The sequence below is a fragment of the Acinetobacter sp. ANC 4470 genome, assembly GCF_002135335.1.
Lineage (GTDB): Bacteria > Pseudomonadota > Gammaproteobacteria > Pseudomonadales > Moraxellaceae > Acinetobacter.
The window spans coordinates 166,230-179,663 of record NZ_NEGC01000001.1; the positions used below are offsets into that span (position 1 = coordinate 166,230).

Annotated in this window: 9 protein-coding genes and 1 tRNA gene; 6 read left to right on the forward strand and 4 right to left on the reverse strand. The window is 38.7% G+C overall.

Features of this window, described 5'->3' with window-relative positions:
* Positions 1-77: 77 nt before the first annotated feature.
* From lldD to lldP, 3 genes are read right to left on the reverse strand one after another with little or no spacing between them, the layout of a single operon-like run.
* The gene (lldD, locus tag B9T25_RS00830) at positions 78-1,232 is read right to left on the reverse strand and encodes an FMN-dependent L-lactate dehydrogenase LldD (protein ID WP_086183580.1); all 1,155 of its coding nucleotides are present in this window, start codon (positions 1,230-1,232) and stop codon (positions 78-80) included.
* A 2-nt stretch (positions 1,233-1,234) separates the two neighbouring features.
* Positions 1,235-1,978: a transcriptional regulator LldR gene (lldR, locus tag B9T25_RS00835; RefSeq protein ID WP_086186613.1), complete on the reverse strand. Its 744-nt coding sequence runs from the start codon at positions 1,976-1,978 to the stop codon at positions 1,235-1,237.
* Positions 1,979-2,000: 22 nt separating this feature from the next.
* The gene (lldP, locus tag B9T25_RS00840) at positions 2,001-3,671 is read right to left on the reverse strand and encodes an L-lactate permease (RefSeq protein ID WP_171262690.1); all 1,671 of its coding nucleotides are present in this window, start codon (positions 3,669-3,671) and stop codon (positions 2,001-2,003) included.
* A gap of 506 nt (positions 3,672-4,177) precedes the next feature.
* On the opposite strand from lldP, the gene argG reads away from it, so the two are divergent.
* Positions 4,178-5,521 (forward strand): argininosuccinate synthase, encoded by a 1,344-nt coding sequence (argG, locus tag B9T25_RS00845; RefSeq protein ID WP_086186615.1) that lies wholly within the window; start codon positions 4,178-4,180, stop codon positions 5,519-5,521.
* A 60-nt stretch (positions 5,522-5,581) separates the two neighbouring features.
* Here argG and B9T25_RS00850 read toward each other — a convergent pair whose 3' ends face one another.
* On the reverse strand, positions 5,582-6,841 hold the full coding sequence (locus B9T25_RS00850; RefSeq protein WP_086186616.1) for a GGDEF domain-containing protein: 1,260 nt from the start codon (positions 6,839-6,841) through the stop codon (positions 5,582-5,584).
* Positions 6,842-6,992: 151 nt separating this feature from the next.
* Between B9T25_RS00850 and pyrC the strand changes: the two genes are divergently transcribed.
* The 5 genes from pyrC to B9T25_RS00875 all read left to right on the forward strand — a co-directional run bounded on the left by pyrC (position 6,993) and on the right by B9T25_RS00875 (position 13,287).
* Complete coding sequence (gene pyrC / locus B9T25_RS00855) at positions 6,993-8,027, forward strand: dihydroorotase (protein WP_086187014.1); 1,035 nt, start codon at positions 6,993-6,995, stop codon at positions 8,025-8,027.
* Positions 8,012-8,671 (forward strand): ribonuclease T, encoded by a 660-nt coding sequence (gene rnt / locus B9T25_RS00860; RefSeq protein ID WP_086186617.1) that lies wholly within the window; start codon positions 8,012-8,014, stop codon positions 8,669-8,671. Before pyrC ends, rnt begins: the two co-directional genes overlap by 16 nt.
* Before the next feature lie 20 nt (positions 8,672-8,691).
* A tRNA-Glu gene (locus tag B9T25_RS00865) sits at positions 8,692-8,767 on the forward strand.
* 129 nt (positions 8,768-8,896) lie between these two features.
* Positions 8,897-11,482 (forward strand): TonB-dependent receptor plug domain-containing protein, encoded by a 2,586-nt coding sequence (locus tag B9T25_RS00870; protein WP_228146835.1) that lies wholly within the window; start codon positions 8,897-8,899, stop codon positions 11,480-11,482.
* 380 nt (positions 11,483-11,862) lie between these two features.
* Positions 11,863-13,287: an amino acid permease gene (locus B9T25_RS00875; RefSeq protein ID WP_086186619.1), complete on the forward strand. Its 1,425-nt coding sequence runs from the start codon at positions 11,863-11,865 to the stop codon at positions 13,285-13,287.
* The last annotated feature ends 147 nt before the right edge of the window (positions 13,288-13,434 follow it).

Below are 13,434 nucleotides of genomic sequence, written 5' to 3' on the forward strand. Positions count from 1 at the left end.
TTGGGAGATGAATTAAAAAATTTAAATATTTTCAACTCATCAACTTATGACTGAACTACTACGCTCGTTAAAACTCCTCACCCAGCCAACTCTCGATCCAATTTCACCAAACAATCAGAAGTAATATCTGCGATGGTTTTTGCACCAGTCAATGTCATCGCAACACGCATCTCTTTATCAATTAAATCTAATAAATTAGACACGCCAGCGCCACCAGCTGCTCCTAATGCATAGACAAAAGCACGCCCCAGCATACAGGTATCCGCACCCATCGCCAGCATGCGTACCACATCCAAACCATTACGAATACCTGAATCGGCTAGAATTTTAATCTCACCCTTCACCGCATCTGCAATTGGAGGAAGCGCACGAGCACTGGATAAAACACCATCTAACTGGCGACCACCATGGTTTGAAACCACAATTCCATCTGCACCAAAACGCACAGCATCTTTAGCATCTTCAGGATCTAAAATACCTTTGATGACCATTGGGCCATCCCAGAATTCACGAATCCATTCCAAGTCTTTCCATGAAATAGATGGGTCAAAGTTATTGCCTAACCAACCAATGTAATCTTCAAGCCCTGTCGGTTTACCTAAGTATTTTGAAATATTGCCTAAGTCATGTGGACGACCATGCAAACCAACATCCCAAGCCCATTGCGGATGAAGTACCGATTGTAAATAACGACGCATTGCTGCATTTGGACCACTCATACCCGAATGTGCATCACGATAACGCGCACCGGGCACTGGCATATCCACAGTAAAAACCAAGGTTGAACAGCCTGCTGCTTTAGCACGTTCTAAAGCATTTTTCATAAAACCACGGTCGCGTAACACATATAACTGAAACCACATTGGACGTTGAATCGCAGGTGCAACCTCTTCAATCGGACACACTGAAACCGTAGACAACGTAAAAGGTATGCCTTTTTTATCTGCCGCGACTGCTGCCTGTACCTCGCCACGGCGAGCATACATCCCCGTTAATCCTACAGGTGACAAAGCCACAGGCATGGATAATGTTTCATTAAATAGCTTGGTTTCAAGACTTAAGGAAGACATATCGTTCAAAACACGCTGTCTTAAGGCAATTTTGGATAAATCTTCTACATTGCGCTTTAGCGTATGTTCCGCATATGCACCACCATCGATGTAATGAAATAAAAACGGCGGTAAGCGACGTTTTGCGGCTTCACGGTAATCATTAGTAGAAGAAATAATCATAGTTATATCCTGTTTAATCGACTTGCACGCTGACGACGAGCTTCTTCCTCATCAATCGAGCGTACTTGTTGAACTACAAACTCAATATGTCCACACACTGCTTGTTTAGCAGCTTCTGGATCTCTACATTCAATTGCAGCCATTACCCGAAAATGTTGGTCATGCAATTGATCAAAACGGTGTGATTCTGAATAGACTTTTCGACGACCTAAAACCACATTAAATTGCAACAAATCAAATAAGCCACGCATCATCTGGATAAGTACCAAATTATGTGATGCTTCGGCAATCGCCAGATGAAATTTGGCATCTGCTTTTGCTGCCTGATCATCATCCCCCATTGACTGAAAATGGGTAATTTGATCATAGTATTGACGAATATTCTGTAGGTCTTCTGGCGTGGCACGCTCTGCGGCATACCAAGCAGTGCCCCCTTCTAAAATAGTTCGTGCTTCCTGCACATCAAAACGATAGGCAGGATCTTGATCAATCAAATTAATTAAAGGCTGCACAATTTGATGTTGCGACCAATTGGTCGGCAACTGCTGCAAAAAGGTGCCCGCTCCGACTTTACTGACCAACATACCCGTACTGGTCAATTGCTGAATCGCTTCACGTAAAGAAGAACGGGACACGCCAAGTTGTTCACATAATTTCCGTTCAGCCAGTAATCGATCTCCAACTTGCATGTTGCTTTGTTCAATCAACATACGAAGGTTTTGTACCACTTTATCGGAGACTTTCATTCTGGCTGTACTCAATTGCGTGTTATGGAATCATCCATGGGAACACATAGGCTTGTAAGGTCACAATAATACCAATCATCACTGTAAAAGTTATACTGTGTTTAACGGTAAAGCGAAACAGATCAGACTCTTTACCAACTAAACCTACCGCCGCACATGCAATTGCAATCGACTGAGGAGAAATCATTTTCCCCGTCACACCACCACTGGTATTTGCAGCAACCAGTAAGACTTCTGGCACACCAATTTGTTGCGCAGTCGTCGCCTGTAATGCAGAAAACAATGCATTGGCTGATGTATCTGAACCTGTCAGGAATACACCAATCCAACCTAAGAATGGTGAGAAGAAAGTAAATGCTTGACCCGTATGCGCCAGTGCCAAAGCAAGTGTTGCAGACATCCCTGAATAGTTCGCAATAAATGCAAAAGACAACACCATACCTATCGAATAAATGGGTGTTTTAAGATCATTAAAAGTTTCAGCAAATGTCTTTAATGCATCACGTGGTTTCATTTTCAAGTAAATGATGGTGATGATAGCAGCAATCATAATTGCTGTACCTGTTGCAGATAACCAATCAAATTTATAAATGGCATCGTAGTCCTTAACTTCAGGAACGACAGGTGGCATTTTCTGAATCATTTGATGCAAATAAGGTATTTTAATTGAGAATACTAAATCGCTAAGTGCACCACCTTTCGCAAACAAATCCTTAAATGGCTTGATACTCCAAATCGTCACCATAACAGTTAACACTGCAAATGGAGACCATGCTTTAGCAATTTGACCCAAACTGTACTGCTTACGCGTTTCAGCAACAATACTTTCATCCACTTTAGCATCTTCATCTTGGAAGCGGAAAATGTGCTTTGGTTGCCAGTATTTTAATAATAAAGTTAAGCTGACTAATGAAGCAATTGCTGCAGTAACATCAGGTAGTTCTGGACCTACAAAATTTGATGTTAAATATTGTGCTAAAGAGAATGAAAGACTTGCCACAAAAATTGCTGGCCATGTTTCTTTCACCCCACGCCAACCATCCATAATTGCCATGATCCAGATCAATACAATCGGCACCATAAATGGTAATTGACGACCCACCATCTGACTGATTTCCATGGTGTCTACACCAGAAACCTGACCTGCCACAATAATAGGAATACCCATTGCGCCAAAGGCAACAGGTGCTGTATTCACAATAAGGCAAAGCCCTGCTGCATAAAGCGGTTTAAAACCAAGTCCAACCAATAAAGCTGCGGTAATGGCGACTGGCGCACCAAAGCCTGCCGCACCTTCTAAGAAAGTACCAAAGGCAAAACCCACCAACAGCATTTGTAAACGCTGGTCTTCAGTAATGGATAAAATGGATGCACGAATAATATCAAATTGACCCGTTTTTACTGAAATTTTATAGAGGAACAATGCGCCAAGAATAATCCAAGCAATAGGCCATAAACCATATAAAAAGCCATAAGCCATTGAAGCAAAGGCCATAGCAACAGGCATTTCATAAGCAAAAAGAGAGACAAGCAGTGCTAAAACAACAGTGATTGTTCCTGCGACACTACCCTTCATACGAAATACGGCAAGTGCAAGAAAGAAAAAGATAATAGGTATAAGGGCAATACTACTGGAAATCCAGATATTCCCCATAGGATCGTAAATCTGTTGCCAATTTTGAAGCATTGTCATCTCCTTGAAATGCTTGCGAGGATATTGAAAGTCATCTGACTATTATTGATCTAAAAACAAAATTGGTAATACCAATTACACTAAAATTAAAAAATAAACCACAAAATACAACTTTATATTAGTTTCCGATACTTTAAAGATCAATATCGGTCTAGCTTTATTTATTATTGGTATGACCAATATAAAGGAGAATTAATCGATAATTTCGGCTTAAAATTCAGACTAAATAAAGCTAACAACATGAATTCATTTTTATTTTTATGATTTATGGCTAAAAAAACAGCTTTATCATTTTTTTATACAACTTTAGTCGTATATTTGATTTTCAACAGCCAATCATCGTTTATTTGTAATTTTAGAATAATGTTCTACTTTGATGAATATTTTTATGGATTGTCCTTTTTTACGAAAACAAGCTGAATCAAAAGTGTTACAATATCGCGTTTATAAATTCTCCTGGCCACCAATAACTATGTGGTGCCTATTTGAAATAGTTAGGACGAGCAATGACTGATAATGCAACCATCTTGCAGCATGTACCCGTAGGCAAAAAAGTTGGGATTGCCTTCTCTGGTGGTCTAGATACTTCAGCTGCTTTATTGTGGATGAAACAAAAAGGCGCAGAACCTTATGCTTATACAGCAAACTTAGGTCAGCCTGATGAAGACGACTATAATGCCATTCCAAAGAAAGCTGAAGCTTATGGCGCTGTAAAAGCACGTTTAATCGACTGCCGTTTACAACTTGCTCTTGAAGGTATTGCTGCAATTCAATGTGGTGCATTCCATATCAGTACTGGCGGCGTTCCTTATTTCAATACAACGCCACTTGGTCGTGCAGTTACAGGTACTATGCTTGTTACCGCAATGAAAGAAGATGACGTAAATATTTGGGGTGATGGTTCTACTTATAAAGGAAACGACATTGAACGTTTCTATCGCTATGGTTTATTAACCAACCCAGCACTTAAAATTTACAAACCTTGGTTAGACCAAACCTTTATTGATGAACTTGGTGGCCGTGCAGAAATGTCACAGTTCCTCATCGACAACGGTTTTGACTACAAAATGTCAAAAGAAAAAGCCTACTCAACAGATTCAAATATGTTGGGTGCAACACATGAAGCTAAAGATCTTGAATACCTCAATGCAGGTATTAAAATCGTTGATCCAATCATGGGCGTTGCATTCTGGAAAGATGACGTAAAAGTTGAAGCTGAAGAAGTTTCGATTACTTTCGAAGAAGGTATGCCAGTTGCTTTAAATGGTCAACGTATTGAAGATCCAGTTGAATTCATTCTTGAAGCAAACCGTATCGGTGGTCGTCATGGTCTAGGCATGTCGGATCAAATCGAAAACCGTATCATTGAAGCAAAATCTCGTGGGATTTATGAAGCTCCGGGAATGGCACTCCTGCATATCGCTTATGAACGTCTGGTAACAGGTATTCATAATGAAGACACCATTGAACAATACCGTATTAACGGTTTACGTTTAGGTCGTTTATTGTACCAAGGTCGTTGGTTCGATTCTCAAGCGCTTATGCTTCGTGAAACCGCACAGCGTTGGGTTGCGAAAGCCATCACTGGTACTGTAACTTTAGAACTGCGTCGTGGTAATGACTACACCATTATGAACACTGAATCTGAAAACCTCACCTATGAAGCTGAGCGTTTAACCATGGAGAAAGGTGATTCAATGTTCTCTCCTATGGATCGTATTGGTCAATTAACAATGCGTAATTTAGATATCACAGACACACGTGCTAAGTTAAGCATTTATACCAACACTGGCTTACTTGCAGTAGGTACGGGTTCAGCTGTTCCGCAATTAAAAGACAAAAACAAATAAGTTCGTTTAAAGTCAAAAAACCGCCTAAATAGGCGGTTTTTTTATATCTGATTTAAAATTTTAGGCGACTTGTGTGGTACGAATAGATTGATAATAAATTTGATTTCGTCCAAGTTCCTTCGCTCGATATAAAGCCTGATCTGCGATAGTGAGTAATTCTTCTTTACCTAACTCTATCTCACCCCGATACACCGTAATACCTAAACTAATCGTAATATGATTTGAGACTAAAGATTTGATATGCGGAATTTCCAAACGATCAATTGCTTTATATATATTTGATGCCACGGCATAAGCACCATGTGCGTCTGTCTCAGGTAATAACACCACAAATTCCTCACCACCATATCGCGCCACAAAGTCCATATGTCGTATGGCATTTTTAACTGATTTTGCAATGGAAGAAATAACATCATCACCTTTCTGATGACCATAAAAATCATTATATTTTTTAAAAAAATCCACATCAATAAACAAAACAGACAAAGGCGTTTGATCACGACGGGATTGTTCGTAAAATACATCCATCATCTCATCAAACGTTCGACGATTTGAAATTTTAGTCAGCTCATCATGCTGACTTAAATGCAGTAATTCTGAATTATAAATACGGTGAATTTTTTCACTTACTTTGGCACGCATTGAATATAAATAAATCATTCGTTCACGTGCAAAAATCATATGGCTAATCACATAGCCGAGCATACAGCTCCCAAATAGAATACGCCCCAAAACCATCGCATCAAAATCAACATTCAGCCCCACAAAGAGCAAAACTGTGACTGTTGCTGCGGATAGGCCCGTCACAAGCATATAAAATGGTTTCACTCCCGTAAGAATATAAGCCAATATATAAACAATACAAACGATCGCCATCGCTTGATGCCTCAGCTCAACAGTTTCAACCGTAATGGTTAACCATGAAATTGAAACAATTGCCCAAAACATAATAACCATAGAAGCATGAGAAAAATATGGACGCGCTTTAGCAGAATAAGCAAAAAAGAATAACACCAACAAACATAAAGCACCATTTAGTAGCCCAAGCATACATTGCAAAAAATCATGCGTAAAATATTGCTTATTGATAATCCAATAATCACTGGGCACCATGACAACGATGAAAATAAAATAGGTTAAAACGCCCCCCCAAACATATTTTTCCACATGTTTTCTGGCACGCTCTAAGTTTTTTGACCAAAACTCTTGTTCCATTTTTTTAGGAAACACCCGACCTACACGACGACTTTGCCGCGCAATCAATTCTTCTAGTTTTTCTTTATCGTACTGTAATTTCGCCAGATTATATTTATATTCCATTGCTAGGCATTATGTAATTCTTTTAATTACTTAAAATAACATAATTTTATTGTTTATAATTATATATCTCTCACCATTTGTCTTTAATTCCCGTTACCATTTTCACACTTTATAGATTATCATTTGTTTTATTTCTTTGATTGAAATGACCTTGAATACGATTACTCTTCTCCAGCCAGATGATTGGCATGCTCACCTACGCGATGGTCTCTCATTACAGCGCACGGTTCCTGATTTAGCTCAGCAGTTTGCTCGCGCAATCTGTATGCCAAATACTGTTCCTCCTGTAAAAACCGTTGAGGAAGCAATTGCATATCGTGAACGCATTATGGCCCATGTGCCTGAAGGCATCGCCTTTGATCCACGTATGGTGCTTTACTTTACTGACCACACTGCGCCAAGTGAAGTGAAAAAAATCAAAGAATCTGAACATGTAAATGCCATCAAGCTATACCCTGCTGGCGTAACCACAAACTCAGACAACGGTGTTAGTGATATTCGTAAAGTCTATGCCGTAATTGAGCAACTTGAAGAACATCAAGTTCCTTTATTGCTCCATGGTGAAGTCACGCACAGCCATGTTGATATTTTTGATCGTGAAAAACGCTTTGTCGATGAAATCTTAGCGCCATTACTTAAACAATTTCCGAAGCTGAAATTGGTTCTAGAACATATCACCACCAGTGAAGCTGCGCATTTTGTACTTGATCAAGGTCACAATGTCGCTGCGACAATTACACCACAGCATTTATTGTTTAATCGCAATGATATGTTGGTCGGTGGTATAAAACCACATTTCTACTGTTTGCCTATTTTAAAACGTCAAACACATCAGCAAACTTTACTTGAAGTTGCAACCAGCTCGAATCCTAAGTTTTTCTTAGGCACAGACAGTGCGCCTCATTCAAAAAATGCCAAAGAAAATGCATGTGGTTGTGCAGGTTGTTATAGTGCACCTACAGCAATTGAATTATATGCACAAGCTTTTGACCAAGTGGGTAAAATTGACCGCCTAGAAGGTTTTGCTAGCCATTTTGGTGCTGACTTCTATGGTCTTCCGCGTAATACCAACACCATTACGCTGGTCAAAGAAGATCAAATTATTCCGACAAGTTTAGACTACTTGGATGGTGAAAAAATTATCCCTCTGTATGCGGGTAAAACCATTCAATGGAGAAAAGTGTGACAAATGAAACCCAACCAACAATAGGTCAGCGTTTCCGTGGATTTTTACCTGTTGTTGTGGATGTCGAAACAGCAGGTTTTAACTCACAGACCGACGCCTTATTGGAAATTGCAGCCATCCCGATCATTTATAATGACGAAGGTCAATTTGTGCCAGGTGAAGCTTACCATGCACATATTAACCCTTTTCAAGGGGCAAACTTAGACCGTCGTTCTTTAGATTTTATTGGTATTGATCCGTCTAATCCAATACGCATAGCCATGGCTGAAGATGAAAAGACTGCGTTAAAACGCATTTTCAAAGCCGTGAATGAGGTTCGTCGTCAGCAAAACTGTACTCATGCAGTATTGGTCGGACACAATGCACATTTTGATTTAGGTTTTGTACAAGCCGCTATTACACGTACTGGCACTAAAAATCAAAATCCATTTCACAGTTTTTCTGTGTTCGATACAGTGACGTTAAGTGCTGTGATGTTTGGTCAAACAGTACTGGCAAAATCTTGTATTCAAGCTGGAATTGAGTTCGATGGCAAAGAAGCACACTCTGCTTTATACGACACTCAAAAGACTGCGGAACTGTTTTGTCATATTTTGAACAAACTCGCACCTTACCTACTTGACACTCTGGCGGCGGATCAATAAGATACCGCCATCTTCTAAACGTCCCTATCGTCTAGAGGCCTAGGACATCGCCCTTTCACGGCGGTAACCGGGGTTCGAATCCCCGTAGGGACGCCATCTATTATTTCTTCTTCATTCAATTTCAAATATTGCTCTATATTTTAGACGCGACTTTATTTTAAATTCATCTGCACTATTACCTACTGATTCTATTTAAAATTTTATTGAAAATAATTCTCATTTCTATTGCTTAATTTATCACTTTTAATAATAATCACTCTCGTTTTCATTTACTTTATCTTTGCCATGAAATTCACTTACTCCCCACTTAGTTTTGCAGTACTCGCTATTTTAAGTTCAATTTCATATGCCAGTGACGCAGTACCACAAAGCAATGAAATCAAAACTCAGCAAACTGTAGCAATGATGCCTATTGTGGTTCAAGCAGAAGATAAAGGTGATGTAGGTAAAACGGTTTATAACAAAGAAGATTTAGAAAAAACACCAAATAGCTCAAAAAATATCACTGACTTTTTAAAAGTAAATCCAAATGTGCAATTTGATACTGGATTTAGAAGTGGCAAACAACAAGGTGAGCTGCCCCCTGCTGAAATTAGCATTAATGGCGGATTACCTTATGAAAATAAAATTCTAATTAACGGCATGAGCATCAATAATAATATCAATCCTACAAGCACAGCCACTTCTAATCATAATACTGACATGATGGGTTCAAGTATCGCTGTTGCTGTAAATACAGACCTGTTATGTAATATTACTTTATTTGATAGCAATATTAGCGCCGAATACGGTGAATTTCTTGGTGGTGTTTTAAAAGCAGAAACTTGCAAACCCCAAACACCCGTAGGCGAATTACATGGAAGTATTAGCTACGACTACACTTCAGATGACTGGTCTCGAATCAACCACATAAATAATGAAGAAAAAATTGCTTATGAAGAATCTGTAAGCGAAGGCATTCAGCCCGCGTTCACCAAACAAGGGCTAAGTAATACTCTTTATGGCAATCTCACTGAAAAACTGGGGTTAAGCTTAGCCACTTCACAACGATGGTCAAAAATACCTTTAAAAACTGAACTAATTGATGTGGAAGAAAAAAATCAAACTAGGCAATCCGATAACATCTCTTTAGAAGCCTTCTATCACCCATCTGATCGAACTCAGATAAAATTTGGGACTCAACTATTTGAAAGTAGCGGTGAATACTTCCAAAACAATGCTAAAAATTCAGACACTGAACAAAGCTCCGATAGTCAAAGTTTTTTTATTCAAATGAAAAATCAGTTCAACAGTTTTCAACTTGAACAACAGTTAAATTATCAAACTTTAACCAGTGACCGTACTGCACCATCCAATATGTATAGCTGGTTAAACTCCGAAACAAAGAATTGGAATAAGACTGGAACACTAGCACAAGAAGGTGGCTTTGGTGATATGGGGCAACAAGAACAAAAATCAGAATATCTAATTAAAGCTATTTTCAACCCAATTAAAAATGGCAAATTCAATAGTACATTCAAAATGGGAACTGGATATGGACATTATGAAGCGTATTGGAAACGTAATCAGAATAGTTATTGGTATGTCAGTAGTACAAATTTAAATGGTGCAAGTTGTACTGCTCCAGATGGGCATATATACGATGGCTGCGATGAAGGTGTGACCTCAGCTGGAAAATATAAGGGCCAATATGCCAAAACCCGAACACTATATGAAGCTGGAGAAATCAACATCCGACAAGATCGTTGGCATGCTTTTCTAGAAAACAACATGCAATACGACCAATTTCTTTTTGCTAACCTCGGCTTTCGTACCGATTATGACAGCTTAAGCCAAAATAATAATGTTGCTCCTCGTACTTCATTTAGCTACCAACCTTGGGGTGATGATACTTTTCGTATTACGACTGGCTGGAATCGCTACTATGGCTTAAATTCATTTGCCAATGAATTACAAGATCAAAAACGACTATTACAAACAACTGAAACCAGAACTTCTGTCAATGGAATTTGGAAAGAAACCGATGGTTCTCGTTATAGTCGTATGCTCGTACGCTCACAACTAGATACCCCTTACAGTAATGAAACCGTATTCGCAATTAATGGCAAATATGCAAATATCGACTGGTTACTGAAATGGGTTAATCGAGAAAATAAAGATCAAATTCGCAAAACCGTAGACAGTACCATTAACAAACCCAATAGTAATAGCACTTATAATGTATACAGCTATGATAATTCAGGTTTTTCAAAGTCTGACATCTACACACTTTCGCTAACGAATAGTGAGCCCCTACTCTTTAAAAATAGCTTACACAAACTTACTTTAGCAGCGGACTACACAAACACTATCCGCAACTTTTCATCTTATGATGATGCCTACGAAGATCCAAATGAGCTAATTTATTATGATGGAAAACTCATAGAAAGCGCTAGCCGCCCTGCAGATAATTTCAATACCCCATGGACCATCCGAGCTGGTTGGGATATTACATTTGAAAATACCCCTTTACGCATTAACAATCTTTTTAGCTTACGTAGCCATTATGAAAAAATGAAAGTTAAGTCCAATGGTTATACCGATGAAAATGGCACCAAATACGATAGTTATTCTCCAGAAAAAAATCCTAGCTCATTTAATTGGGATATCCGAACAACCTACCCAATAATGCTTGGAAATAATTACCAAGGCATTTTAGGCTTAACCATAAACAATGTGACAAACAAACATAATACTTACATAGATGATAAGGGTAATAGTAATTCTGAAATCGGTCGCCAATTTATTGCTGACATTAGCTTCAAATTCTAGTTTTTAAAAGTTTAACCCCTGAGCACTTCGGTGCTCTTTTTTTATGTCAATTTTCTAGTTAAGCCCACTCAATTCATATAAATACCACGCCAGTCATGCTGAAAAAGCTTTTCTTGTTTTAATCATTCTCCTTGCCTTTACTCTACATACATATATTGTCAGTAAAGATATGAACCCTCAAAAAATTCACACTTAGCAACACCACCTCAAAATCAAGTCCCAAAATATCAAGCACCAGACCATTAAACAGCGGTTTGATCTATTATTTTCTGATCATCTGGTTTTCTTATTAAATTTAGTAATAAATCAAAAAAAACGATTTATGTGAATATTCACCTAATTAACAATTAAAATAACTCTTTCCTCTTATTTACGACACTATGCAATCTCCTATTCAACCTTCGCAGTCTTCAACTACTGAGGGGCAAACGAGCTCGTTAAAAAGAGCAATGACCAAGCGTCATCTCATTATGCTCTCCCTTGGTGGTGCAATTGGTACCGGTTTATTTCTGGGTTCCGGTGAAGTCATTGCACAAGCAGGTCCCCTTGGTGCAGTTATTGCCTATATTATTGGTGGTTTAATTGCCTATATGGTCATGCTTTGCTTAGGTGAGCTTGCAGTACATTTACCTGTCTCAGGCTCTTTTGGCGCATTTGCATCAAATTATATTGGTCCCGGCACAGGTTATATGGTGTCTTGGATGTATTGGCTAGGTTGGTCAGCGACTTTAGGAACAGAATTTACTGCAGCTGCATTACTGATGCAGGAATGGTTTCCAACCATTTCTATTTGGATATGGACACTAATTTTTGCCAGTGGTGTATTGCTGTCTAATTTAAGTTCAACCCGAACTTTTGCCGAATCTGAATTTTGGCTTTCCATGATTAAGGTTGCAACTGTTCTTATTTTCATTATTTTAGGTTTTGGGGCTATTTTCGGTTTTATTCCTTTCCAAGGTTATGAATCGGCACCTTTATTTGAAAATTTAACTGAACATGGTTGGTTACCAAACGGTATATTTCCTATTTTTGCTACCATGCTGATTGTGAATTTTGCCTTTAATGGCACAGAAATGATTGGGATTGCAGCAGGTGAAACTCAAAATCCAGAGCAAAATGTACCCAAAGCCATTCATGCTGCTGTTTGGCGTTTAATCATTTTCTTTGTCGGCACGATTATTGTTATTAGCTCTCTGCTACCTTATCAAGATGCAGGTCTTAACGCTACTCATGGTTTAAGTAGCAGTCCATTTGTATCCGTTTTTAATTTCATGGGTATTCCCTATGCTCAAGATATTATGCGTTTTGTGATTATTACCGCATTACTTTCCACAGCTAACTCAGGGCTTTATGCTGCATCTCGTATGATGTGGGCATTATCAGATCAAAAACAACTGCCCAAAGTTTTTTCTAAAGTCAGTCAATCAGGTATTCCTGTCGTTGCTGTGCTGGTTACCATGATCGGTGGTTTACCCGGTTTGCTTTCAGAACAATTTGGTGCCGATGTGATCTTTAAAAACTTACTTGGCGTTGCTGCATTCACCATGGTCATTGTTTGGATGAGTATCTGTTGGAGTCAGTTTAACTTCCGTCGCCAGTGGCTCAAACAAGGTCATCGTGTTTCAGAACTTAAATTCCGTACTCCTTGGTTCCCATTAGTCCCCATCCTCGGTTTTATTTGCTGCACCGCAACGGGTTTAAGTATGGCTGCGGACCCTGAAATGATCTCAGGCTTTATTGGTTGTCTACTTTTTATGGCAGCTTGTTATGCCAGTTACTATTGGCTATATCATAATAAAAATTAGCCTTTGATTACCATATGTATGAAGCGCAGTTTAAACTGCGCTTTTCCATTTTGAATTTGTTACTTTTTATGCAATCAATTTAATATTCTAAAAATAATGCAATTACAGGTTTGACAGCCTCAGTAAAAATCCATAATATACGCATCA